Here is a 22,876-nt window from a genome sequence, read left to right as displayed (position 1 = left end):
AAAGAAAAGGGCGAACATGAAACACTTTAAAAAAGGACTATTGGGTGTCATGGTGGTAGCTGCTATGACATTAATGGCTGCAGAAGATAGAACAATTCATGTCAACACATTTGAAGATGAAGATAATGTGAACATGAATCAATGTTCACTCCGTGAGGCAATCAAAACAGCTAGCTTAAATAAGGCTTATGGGGGCTGTAGTGCTGGGAATACGGGTTCAGATCAAACCGATTATATTCAGTTAGCAGCCGGGACCTACAAACTGAATAAGGAAATTGTTCCCGAGTCTAAAGTGGTGGTTTTTGGGAAAAGCCCTTATTTAGATCGTGAAAAAAATCCCATCACTTTTAAGTATCCAGCGCTAGGTGAGTTGACTTCACGGATTGATGCGGGTGGAAAGTCACGTTTATTTAATACCATTACCAAGACCAGTTTGACACTTGAGAATGTCATTTTAGAAAATGGTTATTCAGTAGATGAAGGGGGGGCTTTATTGGTTGGTGGAGCATTAACCTTAAATAATGTACAAGTTTTGAACTCAAAGTCGGATAAAAAAGGCGGAGCACTCTATCTCGTTGGTCCTGGTGAGCATCAGGTATCTGTAAATAATAGTGTATTACAAGGCAATCAAGCGACTGTGGGTAGTGTCCTTGCAATGCAATGTTATGCAGGGCTCTTGGATGTAAAAACCAATATAGAGTTTAGAGCGAATAGTATTATTTCAAATGGTCAGATATCGAATCTAAATACATTCGATTTTTGTGGTAACCCAAAAGTTGCTATGGCGAATAATACGATCGCAAAAAATACAGTAAATTCGACAAATGGAAGTATTATTTATGCCGTCAATACTCGAGATCATAATCTGAGTCTTGAAAGTAATTTCTTATTGTCAAATAACACTATTGTAGAAAACAGTGCAGCGAGCGTTTTGGATTATGACGATTTCGGTATGAAGTCATTGTATTACAATGTGCTTGCATATAATGGAAACACATCATGCCGCTATGTCGGTTCTCAGACATTATCCGACAAATATGATGCAGGTGTGACAGCAGGTTACAATGCGTTTGATACGGTGACCAGTCAGTGTGAACTGGCAGCAAGTGCACGAATACTCGATGGTACGACAGATACTAATATTGATGTGAAAAATGTGGCTATAGGAAGTCTACTCAGTTCCTTAACCTCGCCATCGAAATATAATTTATTCCGCCCAATGTATTTCCCGAAAGTGAATAGTGGAGGAGTTGATTTACTCGATACCAATAGTAAATTGAGCTGTAATGATAGTGACCAGCGTGGTCTAGACCGTATTGTCGACGGAACATTGATGTTAGCACCTGCGGAAGCTAACAGCTGTGATATTGGATCGGTTGAGTTGCGTCGTTTAGCAGCAGCGGATATTGCTGATTTGAAAAATACCTCGCAGGCAGAGCGTTTGCAAGTGTATGAAAATACTATTAAGGAATTGGAAGAATTAATCGCCAATAAAAACACCAATCCAGACTTTTTGATCGAGTTTAATGAAGAGTTAAAACATTATAAAGAGCTTTTAGCGGCAACCAAACTACATCAAAAATACCGGGCGATTTATGTCGATCCCTTCCAGTTTATCTTACAAGATGAGGCTGTGGTCAACACTGCTGATGGAACGTCGGCTTTAAAAGAAATGAACACTGAGAATTATGCCATTACTGAAACTCAGGTCTTAGGTGTAGGTGTTCTCAGCGCCAAAGATGGTGTGCTGGATACCTCAAAACTCAGAGCGGATCCAACTTTACGCTGTGAGTGGAAGGATGATTTAAAACAAATCATGATTTACCGCACCGATGGTAAGCCTACAACCAGCACGGAATATGTCTATTGCCAATATAGCGTGAAGAGTAAGGCTACGCAGGCAACATCTTCGGGGATTTTAAAAGCGGAGTTTAGCAATATACAACCGATTGCCAAAACGGATGAATACACCCTGAATTATGGTGGCACTTTAAAACTCAATGTAAATCCACTGGTAAATGATAGTGATGATGGCGATGGTCCGATTAGTACAGTTGCGGCAGAACATCAGCGTCCAGCATTTCACCGTGATGCGAATGGAAAGGATCTTGCTATTCGTATTGTACGTCAGGATGCAGGCATTAATATTAAGCCAGAACGTACAGGTTCTTGTCCGGGAGAATATGAAAAATATGTATGTTATGGCGGCAATATTGAAGTTGAAGTCCGCAATAATTTCAGTCCATTCCCTTATGAAATTGAATATGTGATCTATGATGCAGAGGCTGAAGAGTCTAAATCTGCGATGATGTATTTTACGAACACCGCTAAAAATACCAATACGGAAGCGAGTGGCGGTGGTGGTGGCTCAATGGGTGGCCTTGGGGTGCTTGGATTGTTGTCATTAGCGTGGTTTAGACAACGACGAAAAATATAAATGTAAGCATAAAAAATGCCTCACATGAGGCATTTTTTTATGAGCGTTTCTATAGTATTTATATTCGGTTAGGCGTCTTAATGTGTAGCAGTGTTGCTATGGATGTATTTATTGATATATTCATTTCGAATATTCACACGTTCATCTGCATCTGCTTTTTGCATGCGTACACGTAAATCACGTCGTTCTTGGGTGCTCATCTGTTGCCAAGTGTCACGCATTTTTTGCTTTTCTTGCTCAGGTAACTGAGTAAACCAGTCCATACGTTGTTGCAGGGCTGCACTCTGCGCATCGGGCAGTTCTTTTAGTGACTGGTAACGTTGAATCAACGCACGCTGTTCTTCTTCAGACAACGATTCCCAGGTTTCAGACACGTGGGTATCTGCATCTTTGGAAAAAATCCAAAAACGATCAAAACCTGCAAAACTGGTTTGTAAAAAACCTAGCGTGCAAAGTGCGAAAGCGACACGTTTAGCTGCCATGTGGAACAGTGTCCTCACCTAAAACCAATAACATTTCTAAATCTTCAACCATTTGAGGTGAAAGTTTAGGAGTCGAAACCACTTGGTTATGTGGTTTTTCATCAAGGGTTACAGAGTTTGGAAGTACGACAAAGCCAGCAATAGCCGCAGCTAAAGCAAAACCTGACATTTTCCAAAGGCCATAACGTGAGGACTTTTGATCTTGAATGTCATCAAGAACATGTTGCATCACCACAGGTTTGTTTTTGTGGTGTTGCGCGAGCCCATCAAGTTTGGAGGTTACTTGCTTTAAGAAATCATCTTTCATTCGGATGATCCTCCTAGATGTGGATTCAAATGTGCGAGAGCATTGCGTAAGCCTTGAATCGCACGGTGGTAATGAGTTTTAACGCTGCCTTCAGAGCAATTCATGATTTGCGCAGTGGTTGCAGTATCAAAACCTTCCCATGCACGTAACATAAATGCTTGCTGTTGACGAATAGGAAGACCAGCAATGGCTTCTTGAATTTCATCCGCAGTGACAGCTTGACTTAAAAAGTCTGAAGGATTCAGCGCTCTTTCATCGACCACCTCATTGACTTCAAAATCGTCATCATCAAGACTGACTTTTTTAAAGAAAGAAAACGGTTGTGCTCGACGTGCTTCTTTACGACGCCAATCCTGTAATTTGTTGGTTAGAATGGTATAGAACAGGGGATACCATTCTTCCGTAGATCGATCAGAATAAGATTTATGTAATGAAATAAAGGCTTCTTGCACCAAATCCATGGCGATACCCTGCTGGTTTTGGGTGGCACTTTCCATCATTACTAACGCACGACCAGTCACTTCTTGCATGAAGTTTTTTAGGCGAGACTCAGCTGTACTCTTGAGAGTACTAGAATCCTGCGTTTTAGACTGTTTGGGTGCTAAATCCATAGAGATGGAAAATCCTGTCATCGGATACCCACCATTATTTCCTCGATCATGTGCTTATAACGTTGGAAATAATGGTTTGGTTGACAACACAAGTAATTATTTTTTCTAGTGTAATCTATTTTTTCTGCTGAGCCGACTTTAGTTAATATAACTTAACGATTTTAAAGTCGTTGACGCACCATTTCAAAAAAGCAGATTGAACCCGCAATAGCGACATTGAGAGATTCTTGGCCACCGGGCTGTGGGATGCTCAGTGCTTGAGCATGTGCTAAAGCAAAGTCAGAAACCCCTTGGCCTTCATTGCCTAAGATCCAGACACAAGCTTGTGTTAAATCTTTTTGATATAAACTTTCAGCCTGATGCGAGCTAGTCACATACACTGGAATTTCAAAGCGTTCGAGTACATCTTCGATGGCAATGTTTTCATAGGTATTAAGTGAGAAGTGTGCACCCATGCCTGCGCGTAATACACGTGGTGACCAGAGTGCTGCAGAACCTTTGGTACAAATAACTTGCTTGATACCTGCTGCTGCTGCAGAGCGGAGTAGTGTACCTACATTGCCTGGATCTTGAATGTTTTCCAAAATCAAGGTATCCAAGCTAAAGTCTACACTTTGGCTTGAACTTGGTAAGTCTACAACTGCCAAGAAGGGCAAAGTGGTTCCTAGTGTGCTTAAGTCACGATATAGGCTTTCAGCAATGACAAAAACAGCACCCTCATATTCGTCTAGAATATCGCAAATATCAGGGTGTTCGAGTGCATTTTCAGTGGTGAAAATAGAATTGAGTTTCTTCTTTTTTTCAACCCAAGCTAAGCCTAAGTGTGTCCCTTCAAGCACAGTTTGACCTTGCTTTTTACGGTAGCTACTTTGCTCTATTAAACCGCGCAGATGTTTAATCTTTGGGTTGTCTTTTGATTCAAGAAAAACGATTGACATGGGAGAGACTCATGCGCATAACGCTTCAGATGGCTATGCGCATTTAAAAAAATTAGTTGTGGTAGCTGGTCACTAAATTGACTTCGTTTTTAGAGCCAATAATCACAGGGACACGTTGGTGTAGGTCAGTTGGTTGGATGTCTAAAATACGAACACGACCTGTTGTTGATGCACCACCAGCTTGTTCAATTAGCATACTCATTGGGTTTGCTTCATACATTAAACGCAGGCGACCTGCTTTTTTCGGATCTTTGAGGTCGTATGGATACATGAAAATACCGCTACGGCAAAGAATACGGTGAATGTCACCCACCATACATGCAACCCAACGCATGTTGAAGTCTTTGTCACGTGGACCTGTTTTACCTGCGAGAAGTTCTTCAATATAACGTTTTACTGGGTTTTCCCAGTGGCGTTGGTTTGATGCGTTAATGGCATATTCTTTGGTATCTGCTGCCACTTGAATATTTTCAGAGGTGAGCAAGAATTGTTGAGTTTCTGGGTCAAAGGTAAAGAACACCGTACCTGCGCCGACTGTTAGTGCCAACATGGTTGATGGGCCATAAAGTACATAACCCGCAGCAACTTGCTGGTTGCCTGCTTGCATAAAGTCTTCAGCTTGTGTCACTGCATTTTTTGCAGGCAAGATTGAGAAAATAGTACCCACACACATATTGATGTCGATGTTGCTTGAACCATCAAGTGGGTCAAATAAAACTAAATATTTGCCATTTTCTTGAGCTAGAGTGAATTCATCCAATTCCTCAGACGCTAAACCACCAACTTGTGGGTGGATTTTTAGAGCATCAATCAAATAATTATTTGAAATCACATCCAGTTTTTTCTGTTCTTCACCTTGCACGTTTTCATGCTGCGCGCTACCTAAGACACCAGCTAAAGCACCTTTTTGTAAAGCTTGATCGATGGTTTGGCAAGTAGAGGCAATGGTGCTAATCACTTGTGCCAATTCAGGCGTAAGATTTCCCGTTTGTTGTTCTAAAAATTGGGACAGATTGAGATATGACATAAGGGGGAGGACTCCACTAAAACTTGAATACGTAACAAAATCAACATTGCGCTATATTTTAGTCGAGAACGAGACAAAAGAACAATTAAACTCGACTATTTGCTGCGATTTTACCCTTGCAAGTCTTGTGGAAAGTGCTATGTTGATGGAAGGAATATCAGGTAAAAATAGGAGCACAACAATGACAACGCAAAAATTTGATGCGACTCCAACGCCGAGCGAAGGGATTAACTTAGATGATATTTCAGACGATAGCGTGAAAAAAGCGTGGCAAGACTACGAAGCAAAAGCTGAGTATAAAAAGTTCAATAAACATGACATGATTGAATCTATGCAACATGCTGAAGAGTCTGATGAAAATCCCAAGCCTGAACAAGTTTAAATTATAAAAAAGCGCTCATCGAAATGAGCGCTTTTTTTATTTCAGTTGTGATACCAGCATTATTTTAAAAGTGGTGGAACTGCTTCGTAGTTAATTTCTACGCGACGGTTTTCTTTCCATGCATTTTCGTCATGGCCTGCATTGATTGGCATTTCTTTACCATAACTAACAGCTTCAAGTTGGTTCGGACTCACACCTGTGGTGATTAAGAAACTTTCAACCGCTTTGGCACGACGTTCACCCAATGCCATATTGTATTCACGTGTACCGCGCTCATCAGTATGGCCTGTTAACGCCACACGCGAATTTGCATTTGCCATTAAGAACTGCGCATGTGCTTGTAGCGTTTGGTAATCATCATTGCTGAGGTCGCTACTGTCATAGTCAAAATGCACAACGCGTTTTGCTAAAAATGCTTTGTTGGCTTCAGTTACGCCTTTTGCTGATGCACCTGCAAGATTTTGTGCATTTAAAGCAGCATCTTCACTTAGACCTTGAGTATTGACTGTGGTTGAGCCATTTGGGTTTTGACCCGCTTCAATTGTTGCAGCAGGTTTACGGCTCGCACATCCTGTAACTACAAGAGCAGTCGCTAAGATTGGAAGGGCTAAAAGTTTGATAGATTTCATTCTTCATCTCCATGAAAATTGATGATTATTAAATGACTAGTCATTAAAAAGGTTATTTAGGTGCCCAAGCGGGTTCACGGACTTCACCTTGTTCACTTGGTAAATTCATACGGAAACGGCCATCCAGTGACATGATCGATAACAAACCACGTGAACCTTCACGCGTTGCATAGACCACCATCTGCCCATTTGGGGAAAAACTTGGTGATTCATCCAAACTGGTTGGCGTTAAAATATTGGTGACACTTGAGTTTAAATCTTGAATAGCGACTTTATAGTTACTACCACTTGGACGGTGTACCAGTGCTAGCTTTTTGCCATCGGCACTGAGCGTACCACGTGCATTGAACGCTCCACGGAAGGTCAGACGGTTATAACTGCTATTTGCCAAGTCATAACGGTAAATTTGTGCAGAACCACCACGGTCAGAAGTAAAGATAAATGACTTACCATCTGGTGCATAACGCGCTTCAGTATCAATAGCACTGTCGTTGGTCATACGTTGCAGTTGACGGGTTTCCAAGTTCATTTGGTAAATTTCTGGGTTGCCATGCATAGAAGCGGTGAACAACATACTTTTCCCGTCTGGAGAAAAGCTTGGCGCGCCATTTAGACCACGGAAGCTAGCAAGCTTTTCACGCGCACCTGTGGAAAGGTCTTGGACATAAATTGCAGGGCGTTTGGTTTCAAACGACACATAAGCGATTTTCTTGGCATCTGGCGTCCAAGCAGGTGATAAAATGGGGTCACGTGAGGTTAAAATTGTACGTGGTTGCTCACCATCAGTATCCGCTATTTGTAGTGTATAGCGTTGCTCTGGTATAGCAGGATTACGTAGCACATAAGCAATACGACCACTGAAGTCCCCAGGAATACCAGTTAATGCTTGATAAATAGCATCACTTATCATGTGTGCAGCAGAACGAACGCGTGATGCTGGAACAGTTAATAATTCATTTAAAAGATATTGTTGTTTTTGGACATCATACAGTTGGTAATGAACCTCGTAGCTACCATTTTCAGTGGTTTTTACTGTTCCTGTAACAACATATGGAACACCTGCTGCTTGCCAGTTGGCTGCGTTCGGATTATTTATGCTAGCCGTTGCAGGTAAATTTTTTGAAGCGCTGGTAAATTTCCCTGAGCGGTTTAAATCCGTTTCAATAATAGGATAGAGGCTACTGTCATTGCTAAAAGGTACGATTGCAATTTTAGGCGCTTCTTCAGGTGCTTTTGCAATTTCTAAATGAAGCTGAGCATGCGCTTGAGTCACTACGACTGGGCTGAAAGCAGTTAAAATGGCTAGGCTAAGAAGGTGTTTACGCGTCATTTCCATCATTCGTTATTTACTCAAACAAACGGCTTTTATTGTGGGTTTAATTGTTCTACATAATGGCATGATTTTCTAATATTAAAAGCACAACAATATGACTAAACTGTTATTCGTCTGTGAATTCGTGTCTAAATATTTACAGTTTATGATGATGCCTTCTTTAAAAAATCAAATTTTCCGCTTAACTGATGCTGTTATTTAGATAGGAAGGTAATGGTAATGAGTCGAGATTGACGCCGAGCATCTGGATTTTCAGGTAATTCAAAAGGTGCAGAACTGAGGATTGCTTTTTCAATGCTGTCTTTAAATACTGGATTTGTCGGATCAAGAATTAAAATAGATTGAATTGAACCTGATGAAGTCAATGTAATTCTAGCGCGGGCTTTTTGCTCAGTAGAATTTGTTGGTGGCTGCCAATTGTTGAGGATGGCTTGCTGTATTTTTCGATTTGTATTGGACGCAATTTTTTTGGCTTCGGATTTGCGGAATATATCCGCTTCTGCTGCACGTTTTGCTGTCGCGACTTGCTGGTCTTGTTTAATTCTGTATTCACTAGACTTTGATTTTGCTTGTGCTGAAGTATTTTCTGCAGCTGGTATTTGATCTTGTAATCGCGCAGTATTTTGAGGAAGTGCATTATTGGTATATGCAAACGATGAAACCAGTAGTACAGGAAATGGAAGCAAGAATTTAAAGATATGCATTATTTGGGCTTAGTCCAATAAAAAATCCCCTCTGTCTGATTGTTCAGAGGGATTTGGGTTATTTCGCAGTAAAGGATGAGGTAAAGCTTTGTGCTTGCCGGCGTGCTTCTGGATCTGAAGGCATTGGATAGGGTGCCGCAGAACGAACAGCTGCTTCGACGCTGGCTTTCATGTCAGGGTCACTGGAGCTTACGATCACAGATCGTATAGCGCCACTATCCGAAAGCGTCACACGTGCAGTCGCGGTTTTACCCGTTGAACCTGCTGGAGTATCCCAAGCACGCTTAATTTTATTTTCAAAGTCTCGCTTAGCCGTTGAAGCAATTTGCTTTGCTTCTGCTTTCTTTTGTGCGGCTTCTTCGGCAGCTTGTTTTGCAGATGAAGCACGTGCTTCTTCAGCCGCACGTTCTTTCGCTTCAGCATCAGCTTTACGTTTTGCATCAGCGGCAGCCTTGGCTTTTTCTGCATCTGCTTTGGCTTTTGCCTCAGCATTTGCCTTAGCTTTATCCGCATCAGCCTTACGTTTCGCATCAGCGTCAGCTTTGGCCTTCGCTGCATCTGCTTTAGCTTTAGCATCGGCATTTGCCTTGGCTTTATCGGCATCTGCTTTAGCTTTCGCATCAGCGGCGGCTTTCGCTTTGTCCGCATCGGCTTTACGTTTTGCATCAGCGACAGCCTTGGTTTTATCTGCATCTGCTTTGGCCTTTGTATCGGTGTCTTGCTTCTGCTTTTTAGCGAGATCTGCTTTCTTTTGTGCCTCTAGCTTCGCTTTTTGCACTGCCTCTGCTTTTTTCAATACTTCTAAGTTTGCTCGGCGTTTGGCGTCTGCTTCGGCTTTCGCCGCTGCATCTGCTTTGGTTTTCTCAGCATTTTTAGCTTGCTCCGCTGCACGGGCTGCAGCACGTTCTTGCTGAGCTTGTAGTTTTTCAGCTTCAGCCTTTGCACGTGCCTCAATCTGCTGCTGTAATTCAGCTTTACGCGCTGCCGCTTCAGCGGCTTTGGCATCCGCTGCTGCTTTTTGAGCTTCGACTTTTGGCACAACGGGTGTTATAGGTGGTGCTGTTGGGATAACAGGTGCAGGCTCTACAGCGGGCGGGGCAGTTTGTGTGATTTCTTTGGTGACATTTTCATGTGCTGTTTCCGTAAACTCTGTTTCTTCAAGCGTAACAGGCTTTAAGTCCTCAGGTTTGATGAGCACAGTTCTAATTTGCTTCGGTGGCTCTGGTGGTTTACTCATACCAAGATAAAGTAAGCCAACAACAGCAATCACATGGACACCAAAGGTAAATCCAAGCGCGATGGCTTTTTGTTTAAATGGTGGCTTTTTAAAATCTTTCATAAATTACTTTAATGGCTCTGTGAGTAATCCAACTTGGCTGAGACCCGCTTCTTGTAGGCTATTCATGAGCGACATGACTTCGCCATAAGAGCGTGACTGTTCACCTTCCACAACAACGGTTAAAGTTTTATTTTCAGCCTGAGCTTGTTGCTGTGCTTCACTTAAAATAGATGTCAATTGAGATAAAGCCAAAGGTTCAGCTGAACTATGCGTTTTATATTTAAGGAAATAGCGACCTTCTTTATCTAAGCTGACCATTGCAGGTGCATCTTTTGATTCAATGGGGTTGCCATTGGCTTGTGGCAGATCGACATTGATGCCGCTGGTAATCATGGGTGCGGTGACCATAAAAATCACTAATAATACGAGCATGACGTCAATATATGGGACGACGTTCATCTCACTTTTTAGTGGTTTTTTAATGCGCTCGAAGCGCCCTGAACGTTGAATTGCCATTAGTCATGTTCCTTAGTTTCACCCAAAGACTGACGTTGTAATAACGCAACCATTTCTTCTGCAAATAAAGCACGATCGGAGTAAACCTTTTCGCCCTTTCCGGTGTAGTGGTTAAATGCCAATACCGCAGGAATCGCTGCAAATAAACCAATCGCTGTAGCAATGAGGGCTTCAGCAATACCAGGTGCAACCGTTGCAAGGGTGACTTGATCTACGTCAGCTAAACCAATGAAAGCATTCATGATGCCCCACACGGTACCAAATAAACCAACATACGGGGCAACAGAACCAATGCTGGCCAAAGCACCTAAGCCTTGTTCAAGTTGGCTTTGGTCACGACTTAGTCCTACACGTAAAATACGTTCTGTACCTTCAATGGTTTGTGCTGGTGCAGCATTGCGTTTTTTTAGTTTTAAAAACTCTCCCAAACCTTGATAGAAAATGTCTTCAAGGCCGACACGTTTGGAGTTAAGTTGCGCATTGTTATATAGCGTATTCAGCTCAGCACCCGACCAAAAAATTTTTTGGAAATGCTCATCGTCTGCCTGTGCTTTTTTATAACTCATGTGTAACTTGGCAATCAGATACCAGCTAAACAGCGAGGCCAAAAGTAAAGCCAGCATTATCAGTTGTACGACAGGGCTTGCTTGTAAAATTAGATCTGAAACTTGAAGAGATGATTCGAGTTGAGTTGCCATAGTTACTACATGTGCCAATAATTTTTTTAGTCTTGTCCTAATTCCTTCAGAATCAGGTTACGAATTTCATCTGGCAGGCGACGTGGTTTCATTTCTGAACTGATACATGCCAATTCGACTTCGCCAGATGCAAGCATGATTTCACCACGATAAATATTTTGTTGCAACACAAATGACGTAGCCTTACACGAAACAACACTTGCTGTAACAGTAATTAAATCATCCATTAAAATTGGACGTGAATATTTCACATTAATTTTGTGTACAACGAAGTTATAGTCTTTTTGATGCCAGTAATGATCTACACCAGAAGCACGTAACCACTCGGTACGGGTACGCTCCATAAAGCGAATATGATTGGCGTGGTAAACAATGCCACCTGCATCAGTATCTTCAATATAGACACGAATGTTGAATTCAAATTTATTCGCCATGAGAGTATTCCGTTTTTCCAGTTGTACGAGTCGATTTAGATTGACTTGGCGCTTTTATATTTAAGGACAGGGTCTTAAAATTGATGCACGTCAAAGCACTAATGCGTCGCAGTTTAGCATTATGAGATTTCACTCCAATGGCACAAGATGTCAAATATTGTGATTCATGACTGTTGCGGGAGTTAAGCGCTGTATGGCTATAAAAATATAAGGATAAGGGAATGAATGGTTATTTTAAGCTGCTGCTTTTTTTGGCTGTGGCATTTGCGTTGTGGACATATTGGCTTAAACCTGAGCAAGGAAGCAGAAGTTTAGAGTTATATTCAACGACTGAAAATGTACAGCAAGTTGAAGGCTACAGCATTAGCCCCTTAGAACCATATGCAGGAGAGTTTCGTGTGTTGTCGCGTGAAAACTATAGGATGGGCCGTGAAGCAGATCTAAGTCCTGTGGATTTTGCTTTGGGTTGGAATGAGATGGCGAAGCCAGAGGTCTATAAGCAACTATCTATTACACAAAGTAATCGTTGGTATTATTGGCGTTATGAGAACAATCCACCCATTCCTCTAAATGAAATTGCTTCGAGTAGTGCCAATACGCATTTGATCCCAGCCAATAAAGTTGTTGCAAAAAAGCTTGCAGATATTGATGTGGATGACATGGTTTATTTAAAAGGGCAACTGGTTGAAGTCAAATCGGCTGATGGTTGGACATGGCGCAGTTCACTGAGTCGGACAGACACATGAAATGGGGCGTGTGAGTTAATGTTGGTGGAGGAGGTGAGAGAAATTTCTTCTTTATAAGCATTAGCTAGTTTTCTAGTCTCTTTAAAGTTCAGTATGATAAAGTCACTTGATAAGTTAAAAATAAGTGTAGTGTATGGCAGAGCAAGATTCTAATAGCATTGGAATTCAACTTCCTTGGATAGTGCCTCAACAACCGAGTGTGCAAACGATAGTATTACAGCAGCCTGCTAAAACACATATGGAATTAAATGCTTCTACAGACAAAACGGCTATTTCGTCTTTTGCACTTTCTGTTGTGATTGCATTAGCTTTAGGTGGCTTAGCTACTTGGTTGGCATATTGGTATGGACGAAAAAGTTTTGATTTAACGAAGCAGTCTTTTGATGTCGTATTGGAACAAATAATTTCGAGTAGGCAAGAAGCGGAACGTCTTCATAAAATAACAATGGAACAAATTTATGCAAATATTGAGTCTAATAAAGAAACATCAAAAAACCAATTGGAAATAATGTTTAAAGATTTGCATCTAAAAAGGACTTTAAATATTTTTGAAAGTTTACAAAATGAATTTTCAACATTCTTTAGCTTATTAGATGACGAAATTTTAAAAATATTTAATTTCAGAGATCGCTTTAATCAAAAGTTTAGAGGTGGTTTGCATATACGAGATGCAATAGCTCAATTTGAAAAGTATTCTGAAATTTACAATCAGTATATGGAACTGAAAAATAAAAGATTTACTCTTAGAAATACAATGGAAAGAATTAATATCATGTTAGATCAAGATGATCCAAACCAAGTAGATATTTCTAATAGATTGGTAAACATTTTCGAAGGGTATGATAAAATTTCAAATGCTGTGTTTGACGGTCAAAGACCTGAGCAAAATTTTATAGAATTTATAGAAATTTTCGAACAAGACACAAAAACATTAAAAATTGCTGTAAATAAATTGATGTCGTCGGAAATGCAAAAATTAAGCAGTAGCGCTCTTTAATTGATTTAATATAAAGTACTACTAGTCCGTAGAAAATAAGGGAGAGTAACTCTCCCTCTAAAATTATTTATTTGTCTTTCTGTTCCGGCGGTGTCATACCAAACTGCAAATACGCCATATTGGTGGCAATACGACCACGGGCTGTCCGCATGACATAACCTTGTTGAATTAAATACGGTTCAATCACATCTTCTAATGTGCCCGAGTCTTCAGCCATCGCTGCTGCCAAAGCTTCTACACCACCAGGTCCGCCATCAAAACGTTCAAGTAAAATACTCAAATAACGACGGTCTAAAGTGTCTAAACCATCTTTATCGACATTCAGCATATCGAGGGCACGCTGAGCCATGTCTTGTGTCACTTCACCAGTACCTTTGACTTGTGCATAGTCACGGACTCGACGTAGTAAGCGGTTTGCAATACGTGGTGTACCACGTGAACGACGTGCAATTTCTGCTGAACCTTCACGTGTAATAGGTACATCCATCAAATTGGCAGAACGAGTCACAATATGCGTTAAGTCGGTGACTGAATAGAATTCAAGGCGTTGCACAATACCAAAACGGTCACGTAAAGGAGAGGTGAGGAGTCCAGCACGTGTGGTTGCGGCAACTAAAGTAAAAGGGGGTAAGTCGAGCTTAATTGAACGAGCCGCAGGACCTTCGCCAATCATAATGTCGAGTTGATAGTCTTCCATGGCTGGGTAAAGAATTTCTTCAATCACGGGGGAAAGACGGTGAATTTCATCGATGAATAGCACATCACCTTCTTCAAGGTTGGTCAGCATGGCTGCCAAATCCCCAGCCCGTTCTAGTACGGGGCCTGAAGTCGACTTGAGGTTTCCACCCATTTCACGCGCAATAATATTGGCAAGTGTAGTTTTACCCAGTCCTGGTGGACCAAAAATTAAGGTGTGATCGAGGGATTCACCACGACCACGTGCTGCGCCAATAAAGATTTCCATTTGTTCACGAACCACGGGCTGACCGATGTAGTCATCGAGTGAGGTCGGGCGGATAGCACGGTCGGTATGATCTTCGGGTTTTTCGGAACCACCGATGAGACGGTCTTGCATATAGTTAAATCAATCTCTGGCTGAAGTTTCGAGGCACAGCCTCAAATTATGATTTGTGTTTAGGTATCATTGTGTAGGCATTGCCTTACTTTTGAAAGATCAAAAGTAACAAAAATCTTATGTTGGATTGAGGATATGTCCTTATATCCCAATCTAACATGGCGACATCCATGTCGCCTTCGTGTATCCAATTTAGGTGTATTGGTGTGTCTATTTGAATTATTTATTCATGGATTTGAGAGCAGCACGGATGATGTCACTTGCTTCAGTAAAATCACCTTTTGCAGCATTGACCAATTTCTGTGCTTCTAAAGGTTTGTATCCTAAAGATTGTAAGGCCGCTTCAGCTTCTGCCACGGCAGAGTTGCCTGTGAACTGGATTTGTTCAACGGTTGAGTTGCTTGGTACTGTGCCTGAAGACATCGCTTTAAAGCGATCGCGTAGTTCGATCATGAGGCGTTCAGCAGTTTTTTTACCCACGCCCGGTACTTTAACCAGTGTATTGATATCTTCATGTTCGACAGTATTAATCAACATGTCGACACTGAGCGTGGAAAGAATACCTAAAGCCATTTTAGGGCCGACACCGTTGACCTTTAACAGGGTACGAAAAATGATTTTTTCTTGTTGATGCAGGAAGCCATAAAGCAGTTGAGCATCCTCACGTACGGCAAGGTGCGTCCATAAGGTGATTTTCTGGCCTTTTTGTAACTGGCAAAATGTGGTGAGAGGTGTATCAATTTCATAACCAACACCATTTACATTTAAAAGTACGGTGGGTGCTTCTAGTGCGAAGACTTCACCAATAAGACATCCGATCATGTTGTGTGATTCACTTTTTTATCAATGGTTGCATAGTAGTGAGCATTGCGCAGAAAGGCAAAAGGCTCACGGAAAATTGAGTTCGGATTGATGGCTTTATCATCAAACTGGATGTTGATGACTTATTTAAATCAATCCTGCCTTATTGCCTTGTAACTCTTGAGACAAGTTATACGCTTGGTGGTCTGAAAATTTAGAAATAATATCTAAGACCTGCATAATGTTTTCATAATGGTTACTGCCAAAGTGCGCACCAGAACGACATAAAATAGCCATTAAGCGTTGTTCTTTAAAGCTCAATGTTTTATGCGGTGTAGTGAGCGGAATAAAAGCATCTAAAATATTTTGCAAACTTTGATGGGCAATAATTTCCAAACCAGCTTTTTGCGGGTGTTCAAATATTTTATCGCGTGCTAAATCCTTTGCACGGTTAATGCCTAACTCAATGTCAGCAGCGCAGTATTGTAGTAAGCTGCCAGCCAGTTGTCCGCTTAAAATCTCAAAATGATGCTTCGCAAAAGCCGATGTGACTTCTTCAACCAGACGTTTCATCACGCGCCCGCGCAGGGCTGCAATTTTTTGCTGCCACGTGGTATCTGGCATAGACAGTTCAGTTGGTACGCTGTATTCACCAAGCAAGCTTAAAAAAATCGGTTCAACTTCTTCATAAGACAACATGTTTAAAATGATGCCATCTTCAAGGTCAATCAGGGCGTAGCAAATATCATCTGCTGCTTCAAGTAAATAAGTCAGTGGATGACGACAATAATGGTATTCACCCAGTTGAATCAGTCCGAGTTGCTCTGCGATTTGTTGCAGGATTTCTTTTTCTGCCTGATAGCAGCCAAATTTGGCACGTTTACTGGCAGGAGTATTGCCTTGTGATTCGATGGTTTTCGATAGCCACGGATATTTTAAATAAGCGCCCAGTGTTGCATAGGTCAGACGCATGCCACCATCATTAGGGTGATAGTCAATTTTAGTCAGTAAGCGTAGACCTTGGGCATTTCCTTCAAACTGACGCACATCGGCTTGTTCTTCTGCGGAAAGCTTCTCTAAAAAGTTTCCATGTGATGCATCGTCGAACCATTCACGAATGGCATATTCACCCGCATGACCAAACGGTGGGTTCCCAATATCATGTGCTAAACAAGCCGCTTGAATAATGGCTCCAACATCGGCAGGGGAAATCCACATTGGTAGTTCATCTTTGATTTTTTCCGCTGCGAGCATGCCAAGAGAGCGGCCAATACAGGACACTTCAAGCGAATGAGTTAAACGAGTATGAATGCCATCGTGTTGAGTCAGAGGATGGACTTGGGTTTTTCGGTTCAGTTGGCGAAAACTTTGAGAAAAAATAATTCGGTCATAATCTTTGTGAAATGGGCTACGTGCCAATTCGGTATTTTGTTTTTTACTTCCAATACGAACTGTTGAGAGCAGTTCCAACCAACGCATTTGCATCATTTATCGTTATTCAGTAAGTCATTGGCTTCATCATGCCAAAAAAGTGTGACGAGCTCTAGAGGGCTGCGACATAAGTTGTCTTTTAATTTATGCAGTATTAAGTTTTCAGAAATAGAACATCTTAAAGCAGTCATGTTTGTTCTCAAGGAGGCTATCGACTTCGTTATTTGCAGCTTAAAAATCAATTGAAAAGGGTTTTTAGAACCCAACAAAAGCCCAAAAGTCGGGCATCTTTGAAATTTATCCCTTAAAACATTTGTTACTAATCATGTTTGATTTTTAAAGTCAAAGTAAATTGATCTTTTAAAACAAAGAAATCTCACTTTTTTAAGTCGTAGACGACTAGCTGATTTTGGCAATACACAGTAGAATATGCGCTCTCTTCAAGTCACATTGAGGTAGGTTGTCTAGACCTGCCCGTGGAGCCAAAAACAGCATGTTTATCGTTGCCGGTGCACCTGCACACTCTTCTTTTAAGCAAACACAACTTTTAACACGTCTATCGTCTATCAGTTCTGTTCAATCAATAGAAAGCCAATGGGTTTACCTTTTCGACCAAGCGCTCGACGAGCAACAACAGCAATCTGCTTTGCAGCTATTAAATGATGGCGCAACCTTCCAAGTTCGCGAAGCGACAAGTGATGAAGTTCAAGTCCTTGTGACGCCACGTGTAGGTACAATCTCGCCGTGGTCATCAAAGGCAACGGATATTTTTGCCAACTGTAATACCCCGATACACCGCTTAGAACGCGGTGTTTTGTTTACTTTAAAGGGTATTTCTGAAGTATCGGATGCAGTAAAACAAGTTTTACATGACCGTATGACTGAAAGTGTGTTCAATCAAATTGAAGACGCTGCGGCATTGTTTTCTGAAACGGCTCCAAAACCTTTAAATGCAATCGACATTTTAGGTCAGGGTAAAGATGCTTTAGTAAAAGCGAACTCTGAGTTTGGTTTTGCACTCTCTGATGAAGAAATTGATTATTTAGTTGCTGCTTTTAACAAGCTCGGTCGTAATCCGCACGATATTGAACTGATGATGTTTGCTCAGGCAAACTCAGAGCACTGTCGTCATAAAATCTTTGGTTCTGAATGGACAATTGACGGTGAAAAACAGCCATTGTCATTGTTCCAAATGATTAAAAACACCTATAAAGAATCACCAACAGATGTATTGTCAGCATATAAAGACAATGCTTCGGTGATCGTTGGTTTTGATACTCAGCGTTTCTATCCAAAGAAAGATGAAGCGACGGGTCACCACGTTTATAAATACAAGAGCCAAGCTGCTCACATCCTGATGAAAGTGGAAACACATAACCACCCAACAGCGATTGCGCCATTTGCGGGTGCTGCGACTGGTTCCGGCGGTGAAATCCGTGATGAAGGTGCAACAGGTCGTGGTGGTAAACCAAAAGCAGGCTTAACAGGCTTTACAGTTTCAAACTTAAATATTCCGGGCTTTGAACAGCCTTGGGAAGAAAACTACGGTAAACCATCTCGTATGGCATCTCCGCTTCAAATTATGATTGAAGGCCCATTGGGTGGTGCTGCATTTAACAACGAATTTGGTCGTCCTGCGTTAAATGGTTATTTCCGAACTTTTGAGCAAAACGTGAATGGCGATGTGAAAGGTTTCCATAAGCCAATCATGATCGCAGGTGGTTATGGCAATATTCGTCCTGACCACGTGGAAAAAGATGCGATTCAACCGGGTGATTTGCTGATTGTTCTCGGTGGTCCTGCGATGCTTATTGGTTTAGGTGGCGGTGCAGCATCTTCTGTAGACAGCGGTAAACTCGGTGAAAACCTAGATTTCGCTTCTGTACAACGTGAAAACCCTGAAATGGAACGTCGTTGCCAAGAAGTGATTGATGCATGCTGGCGTATGGAAGACTTCAACCCAATCGTGTCTGTGCATGACGTGGGTGCAGGTGGTGTTTCGAACGCAATGCCTGAATTGGTGAATGACCACGAACTGGGTGCGATTCTTGATTTGCGTAAGATTCCATCACTTGAGCCGGGCATGTCTCCAATGGAGATCTGGTCAAATGAAGCGCAAGAGCGTTATGTGTTGGCGATTCGTCCAAGTTCTTTAGAATTATTTGAATCATTATGTGCACGTGAACGTTGTCCGTTTGCTGTTTTAGGTGAGGCAACAGAAGCGCGTCAATTGACGGTGAACGATCCATTGTTTGATAACAAAGCCGTGGATATGCCAATGCAAGTCATGCTAGGTGGCACACCTCGTATGAGCCGTTCGTATGAAACGATTGAACGTCAAGGCGACGACTTTGATGCATCTAAAGTCATAGATTTGAAAGATGCAATTTACCGTGTACTTAAAAATCCAACGGTTGCATCGAAATCATTCTTGATCACCATTGGTGACCGTTCAATTACTGGTATGGTTGCACGTGATCAGTTTGTAGGTCGTTGGCAGGTTCCTGTTGCAGATGCAGCAGTAACCACAACAAGCTTACAAGGCTATACAGGTGAAGCCATGGCGATGGGTGAACGTCCACCTGTTGCCTTGTTAAATCCTGCGGCATCTGCACGTTTATCGGTTGCAGAGTCGATTTCAAATATTATGTCTGCAAAAATCGACCAGATCAGTGACATTAAATTGTCTGCAAACTGGATGGCGGCGGCAGGGCAAAAAGGTGAAGACCAAGCTTTATTTGAAGGTGTAAAAGCCATCGGTATGGAAATGTGTCCTGCACTCGGTATTGCAATTCCAGTGGGTAAAGACTCCTTGTCAATGCGTACGACTTGGAATGATGAAGGCGAAGATAAATCGGTGACTTCACCGATGTCAGGTGTAATCACAGCTTTTGCTCCTGTGACTGATGTACGTAAAACCTTAACGCCTGAATTGAAAAATGAAGAATCAGTACTTGTCCGTATTGATCTCTCTAAAGGTCAGTTCCGCCTAGGTGGTTCGATCCTTGCTCAGGTTTATAAAGCGATTGGTTCAGTGACACCTGATGTGGATAGTTTTGACGACTTCAAAGCATTCTTTGCCTTGGTTCAAGACTGGAACAACCGCGGTTTAATCAAAGCGTATCACGACATTGGTGATGGTGGTTTGCTTGCAACTGTTGCGGAAATGATGTTTGCAGCACGTCTTGGTGTGGCTTTAGAAGATCAATCAACTGAAAGTCTATTTGCAGAAGAAATTGGTGCAGTGCTTCAAATCAGTGCGTCTGATTGGGCAACACTTGCAGAAGAAGTTGCGGCATCTACATTACGCGATGCAATTGCGGTCATTGGTACGGTAAACAACACTGATCAATTGACTGTAAATGGCTTAGTGCTTGAACGTGCAGACCTGCAAGTGGCGTGGACTGAAGTATCACATCAAATCCAACGTCTACGTGACAACGTAGAAACAGCGGATCAAGAATTTGCATTGATCACGGATAAATCACATGCAGGTATTATTGCAAAACCTACATTTGATTTGAATGAGCCAATCGAAGCGCCGTACATCAACGAACGTCGTCCAAACATGGTGATCTTACGTGAACAAGGCGTAAATGGTCATGTTGAAATGGCTGCGGCATTCGACAAAGTTGGTTTCAACACTGTAGACGTGCACATGAGCGACTTATTTGCAGGTCGTATCAGCCTAGATGACTTTGAAGGTCTTGTGGCATGTGGTGGTTTCTCTTACGGTGACGTCATGGGTGCTGGTGGTGGCTGGGCGAAATCAGTTTTGTTCAATCCAAAACTTCGTGACCAATTTGAAAAATTCTTCAATCGTGACGAAACGTTCTCTCTGGGTATTTGTAATGGCTGTCAAATGTTGTCGCAATTGGCGCCACTGATTCCGGGTGCTGAAGCTTGGCCGCGTTTCCACCGTAATACTTCTGAGATGTTTGAAGCGCGTGCGGTAAACGTTCGTGTTGAAAAATCGAACTCTGTATTGTTAGAAGGTATGGAAGGTTCAATCCTACCGATCGCAGTTGCACATGGTGAAGGTCGTGTGGTAACAAGCGCGGATAACTTGGCTGCATTAAATGCAGGCAATCAAGTGATCTTGCGTTATGTCGATAGCCAGGGGAACCCAACTCAACACTATCCAATGAACCCGAATGGTTCACCAGAAGCGATTTCAGGTGTCACATCGAAAGATGGTCGTGCAACAATTATGATGCCGCACCCTGAACGTAACTTCCGTGCTGTACAGCATTCTTGGAAGCCTGAAGATTGGACAGAAGACGGTGCATGGTTACGTATGTTCCGTAATGCACGTAAGTTCATTGGTTAATTTGAAGCCTGTGTTTTGAAAAGCCACCTTCGGGTGGCTTTTTTATTGAATCATCTTTTTAAATTTTTATTTCTCCCGTTGAAGTTGGTTTAGATTTTGCTTTTATATTTGTGTGAAAGTGATATTGTGTAATAAATGCACAAATATCATGCAAAATAGAAGAAAGATGGATCACTAAACAATTTCAGTATCAACACTCATGTATGAGGTGATGACATGATTAAAACAGTTACATACGAAGCAGTCGATAAGTCTGCGTTGCGTAAAAAAGGATGGAAGTTGTTTGCTGTGATTTTGAGCTTGCAATTGATCTTTTTGATTTTGGGTTATGCATTGCAAATGTAAATTTGTGAATGAAACCGCCGAGAGGCGGTTTTTTAATTATAAGAATTTTATTTTTACTTTTGATTGGGCAAAAGTAACAAAACCCTTTTGTTAGACTGATGGGACGTCCTGTCCCACAGTCTAACGTGCGACATCCCTGTCACTACTCATGTGATCTAATATTAGTAATTATTTTTTTTCTTTTGTTATCATGTATTAAATGTAAAATTTATGAGCTAAACGTTGAAAACAAAAAAGAACAGATTAAAAGGTAATACAGTTTTTGGAGTTGTTGTAGGTTCGCTCGGAATAGCTTGCGGCTTATGGCTTTTAATTTCTCTAGAGAAAATATCGGGTGCTGAATTTGTTGCTTTTAGCTTTGGATTTGCTGTAATTGGACTGATTATCGCTTTCGCTGCAGAGGTGCAGGAGTTTTCGATTGCAGGAAATGGAGTTAAATTAAAAGAATTAAGGTCTGAAGCCGAAAAAACAATAGAAGAATTAAAAGAGGCTAGAACGGAATTGTTCAGAGTATTAGTCCAAAAAAGTATTCATGGATCAGGCGGGTTTGGTAGCGATTTTATAGTAGATGAATGCATTGAATCGTTTTGTGAATTGATTGAACAGATAGAAAAATTTGATTGTTTAGATGATTTAAGACTAGATGTGGAGAAGTCATTAAAATTAATCTTAAGTCGTCAATACAATAATTTGTCCGCAATCCATGAACCAAATAAGAAGCATACAGATCCACTCGAAAGTTATGATTCACCAAGAGAATTCAGAGAAAAAATGAGGGATGAAGTAATACAAAGCTACCTTTCTCGAAAAAATCCCAAACCTACAATTGAACAAGGTCGATCTGAATTAAATGATGGGGTTGAAGCATATTCAAAGTTATATGCTATAAAAGTTAAACTCGATAAATTAGATAATATCAATGCTTAAACTCATCTACTATGTTCCAGAATCTCACCTTGAATCTACCAAACTTGCAATTTTTGAAGCAGGGGCCGGTGGTATAGGAAACTATGAACACTGTGCTTGGCAGGTCTTAGGCACAGGCCAGTTTAAACCTGTAAAAGGAGCAAATCCGTTTATAGGTGAATTGGACACTTTGGAGAAAATTCCAGAGTGGCGGGTGGAAACCATTGTTCCAGAGGAAAAAGCTTCTGCTGTGACAAAGGCTTTAAAATTAAGTCATCCCTATGAAGAACCCGCTTTTGAGTTTATTCAGATGATCGATGTATTTTAATGGTGAATCTAAAAATATATTTGAGAAACGTTAACGGCATTCGCAACTGTTTGAGGCAGGACTTAATTTATCAGATAAAGTTTCTGCGACTAAATAGATAAACGGCGGAATAGAACGAGTTTTGCGAATGACAATGGTTT

At 41.4% G+C, this 22,876-nt stretch carries 23 protein-coding genes; 8 read left to right on the top strand and 15 right to left on the bottom strand.

Annotated features, from left to right (window positions below):
- Nucleotides 1-16: 16 nt before the first annotated feature.
- Nucleotides 17-2,437, top strand: a complete 2,421-nt coding sequence (locus tag AC0KVP_RS10645; RefSeq protein ID WP_473336556.1) for a CSLREA domain-containing protein — start codon at nucleotides 17-19, stop codon at nucleotides 2,435-2,437.
- 77 nt (nucleotides 2,438-2,514) lie between these two features.
- Here the strand turns inward: AC0KVP_RS10645 and AC0KVP_RS10640 are convergent, their stop codons facing one another.
- The 5 genes from AC0KVP_RS10640 to AC0KVP_RS10620 all read right to left on the bottom strand — a co-directional run bounded on the left by AC0KVP_RS10640 (nucleotide 2,515) and on the right by AC0KVP_RS10620 (nucleotide 5,802).
- A complete protein-coding gene (locus AC0KVP_RS10640; protein ID WP_473336554.1) occupies nucleotides 2,515-2,919 on the bottom strand; it encodes a DUF3106 domain-containing protein in 405 nt (134 codons plus the stop codon).
- A complete protein-coding gene (locus AC0KVP_RS10635) occupies nucleotides 2,909-3,226 on the bottom strand; it encodes a hypothetical protein (protein WP_004693889.1) in 318 nt (105 codons plus the stop codon). Before AC0KVP_RS10635 ends, AC0KVP_RS10640 begins: the two co-directional genes overlap by 11 nt.
- On the bottom strand, nucleotides 3,223-3,837 hold the full coding sequence (locus AC0KVP_RS10630) for an RNA polymerase sigma factor (protein WP_473340496.1): 615 nt from the start codon (nucleotides 3,835-3,837) through the stop codon (nucleotides 3,223-3,225). Before AC0KVP_RS10630 ends, AC0KVP_RS10635 begins: the two co-directional genes overlap by 4 nt.
- 161 nt (nucleotides 3,838-3,998) lie before the next feature.
- The gene (locus AC0KVP_RS10625; protein ID WP_125281482.1) at nucleotides 3,999-4,775 is read right to left on the bottom strand and encodes a TrmH family RNA methyltransferase; all 777 of its coding nucleotides are present in this window, start codon (nucleotides 4,773-4,775) and stop codon (nucleotides 3,999-4,001) included.
- 52 nt (nucleotides 4,776-4,827) lie between these two features.
- Complete coding sequence (locus AC0KVP_RS10620) at nucleotides 4,828-5,802, bottom strand: class 1 fructose-bisphosphatase (RefSeq protein WP_473336552.1); 975 nt, start codon at nucleotides 5,800-5,802, stop codon at nucleotides 4,828-4,830.
- A 181-nt stretch (nucleotides 5,803-5,983) separates the two neighbouring features.
- Here AC0KVP_RS10620 and AC0KVP_RS10615 point away from each other — a divergent pair, with 181 nt between their 5' ends.
- Nucleotides 5,984-6,184, top strand: a complete 201-nt coding sequence (locus tag AC0KVP_RS10615; RefSeq protein ID WP_004980614.1) for an NF038105 family protein — start codon at nucleotides 5,984-5,986, stop codon at nucleotides 6,182-6,184.
- Nucleotides 6,185-6,243: 59 nt separating this feature from the next.
- Here the strand turns inward: AC0KVP_RS10615 and pal are convergent, their stop codons facing one another.
- The 7 genes from pal to ybgC all read right to left on the bottom strand — a co-directional run bounded on the left by pal (nucleotide 6,244) and on the right by ybgC (nucleotide 11,777).
- Complete coding sequence (pal, locus tag AC0KVP_RS10610) at nucleotides 6,244-6,813, bottom strand: peptidoglycan-associated lipoprotein Pal (RefSeq protein WP_004693879.1); 570 nt, start codon at nucleotides 6,811-6,813, stop codon at nucleotides 6,244-6,246.
- A 52-nt stretch (nucleotides 6,814-6,865) separates the two neighbouring features.
- Nucleotides 6,866-8,149, bottom strand: a complete 1,284-nt coding sequence (gene tolB / locus AC0KVP_RS10605) for a Tol-Pal system beta propeller repeat protein TolB (RefSeq protein WP_473340494.1) — start codon at nucleotides 8,147-8,149, stop codon at nucleotides 6,866-6,868.
- Between the two features lie 191 nt (nucleotides 8,150-8,340).
- Nucleotides 8,341-8,850 (bottom strand): TonB C-terminal domain-containing protein, encoded by a 510-nt coding sequence (locus AC0KVP_RS10600; RefSeq protein WP_473336550.1) that lies wholly within the window; start codon nucleotides 8,848-8,850, stop codon nucleotides 8,341-8,343.
- A 58-nt stretch (nucleotides 8,851-8,908) separates the two neighbouring features.
- Entirely contained in the window at nucleotides 8,909-10,189 is a 1,281-nt protein-coding gene (gene tolA, locus AC0KVP_RS10595; protein ID WP_473336548.1) for a cell envelope integrity protein TolA, read from the bottom strand.
- 3 nt (nucleotides 10,190-10,192) lie between these two features.
- Nucleotides 10,193-10,645, bottom strand: a complete 453-nt coding sequence (gene tolR / locus AC0KVP_RS10590) for a protein TolR (RefSeq protein WP_473336546.1) — start codon at nucleotides 10,643-10,645, stop codon at nucleotides 10,193-10,195.
- Nucleotides 10,645-11,343, bottom strand: coding sequence for a protein TolQ (tolQ, locus tag AC0KVP_RS10585; protein WP_473336544.1), 699 nt, complete (start codon nucleotides 11,341-11,343; stop codon nucleotides 10,645-10,647). Before tolQ ends, tolR begins: the two co-directional genes overlap by 1 nt.
- A 26-nt stretch (nucleotides 11,344-11,369) precedes the next feature.
- Entirely contained in the window at nucleotides 11,370-11,777 is a 408-nt protein-coding gene (gene ybgC, locus AC0KVP_RS10580; protein ID WP_183173807.1) for a tol-pal system-associated acyl-CoA thioesterase, read from the bottom strand.
- A 221-nt stretch (nucleotides 11,778-11,998) separates the two neighbouring features.
- Between ybgC and AC0KVP_RS10575 the strand changes: the two genes are divergently transcribed.
- Nucleotides 11,999-12,523: a hypothetical protein gene (locus AC0KVP_RS10575; RefSeq protein ID WP_473336542.1), complete on the top strand. Its 525-nt coding sequence runs from the start codon at nucleotides 11,999-12,001 to the stop codon at nucleotides 12,521-12,523.
- A 133-nt stretch (nucleotides 12,524-12,656) separates the two neighbouring features.
- Nucleotides 12,657-13,520 carry a hypothetical protein gene (locus tag AC0KVP_RS10570; protein ID WP_473336540.1) on the top strand — a complete coding sequence of 288 codons (864 nt, stop codon included), beginning with the start codon at nucleotides 12,657-12,659 and terminating at the stop codon, nucleotides 13,518-13,520.
- 67 nt (nucleotides 13,521-13,587) lie between these two features.
- Here the strand turns inward: AC0KVP_RS10570 and ruvB are convergent, their stop codons facing one another.
- The 3 genes from ruvB to AC0KVP_RS10555 form a co-directional block, all read right to left on the bottom strand.
- On the bottom strand, nucleotides 13,588-14,595 hold the full coding sequence (gene ruvB, locus AC0KVP_RS10565) for a Holliday junction branch migration DNA helicase RuvB (RefSeq protein ID WP_419324656.1): 1,008 nt from the start codon (nucleotides 14,593-14,595) through the stop codon (nucleotides 13,588-13,590).
- A gap of 219 nt (nucleotides 14,596-14,814) precedes the next feature.
- Nucleotides 14,815-15,417 carry a Holliday junction branch migration protein RuvA gene (gene ruvA / locus AC0KVP_RS10560; protein WP_473336538.1) on the bottom strand — a complete coding sequence of 201 codons (603 nt, stop codon included), beginning with the start codon at nucleotides 15,415-15,417 and terminating at the stop codon, nucleotides 14,815-14,817.
- 126 nt (nucleotides 15,418-15,543) lie between these two features.
- Nucleotides 15,544-16,884, bottom strand: a complete 1,341-nt coding sequence (locus AC0KVP_RS10555) for a deoxyguanosinetriphosphate triphosphohydrolase (RefSeq protein ID WP_473336536.1) — start codon at nucleotides 16,882-16,884, stop codon at nucleotides 15,544-15,546.
- Nucleotides 16,885-17,320: 436 nt separating this feature from the next.
- Between AC0KVP_RS10555 and purL the strand changes: the two genes are divergently transcribed.
- The 4 genes from purL to AC0KVP_RS10535 all read left to right on the top strand — a co-directional run bounded on the left by purL (nucleotide 17,321) and on the right by AC0KVP_RS10535 (nucleotide 22,736).
- Complete coding sequence (gene purL / locus AC0KVP_RS10550) at nucleotides 17,321-21,157, top strand: phosphoribosylformylglycinamidine synthase (RefSeq protein ID WP_473336534.1); 3,837 nt, start codon at nucleotides 17,321-17,323, stop codon at nucleotides 21,155-21,157.
- A 216-nt stretch (nucleotides 21,158-21,373) separates the two neighbouring features.
- Nucleotides 21,374-21,502, top strand: a complete 129-nt coding sequence (locus AC0KVP_RS10545; protein ID WP_004693854.1) for a KGW motif small protein — start codon at nucleotides 21,374-21,376, stop codon at nucleotides 21,500-21,502.
- 222 nt (nucleotides 21,503-21,724) lie between these two features.
- Nucleotides 21,725-22,429 (top strand): hypothetical protein, encoded by a 705-nt coding sequence (locus AC0KVP_RS10540; RefSeq protein WP_473336532.1) that lies wholly within the window; start codon nucleotides 21,725-21,727, stop codon nucleotides 22,427-22,429.
- Nucleotides 22,422-22,736 carry an NGG1p interacting factor NIF3 gene (locus AC0KVP_RS10535; RefSeq protein WP_473336530.1) on the top strand — a complete coding sequence of 105 codons (315 nt, stop codon included), beginning with the start codon at nucleotides 22,422-22,424 and terminating at the stop codon, nucleotides 22,734-22,736. Before AC0KVP_RS10540 ends, AC0KVP_RS10535 begins: the two co-directional genes overlap by 8 nt.
- Nucleotides 22,737-22,876 lie beyond the last annotated feature (140 nt).

It is taken from the genome of Acinetobacter sp. DL27, assembly GCF_055810995.1.
The sequence above is the reverse complement of the archived record's forward strand: the minus strand, read 5'-3'. Positions and strand labels throughout refer to the sequence as shown.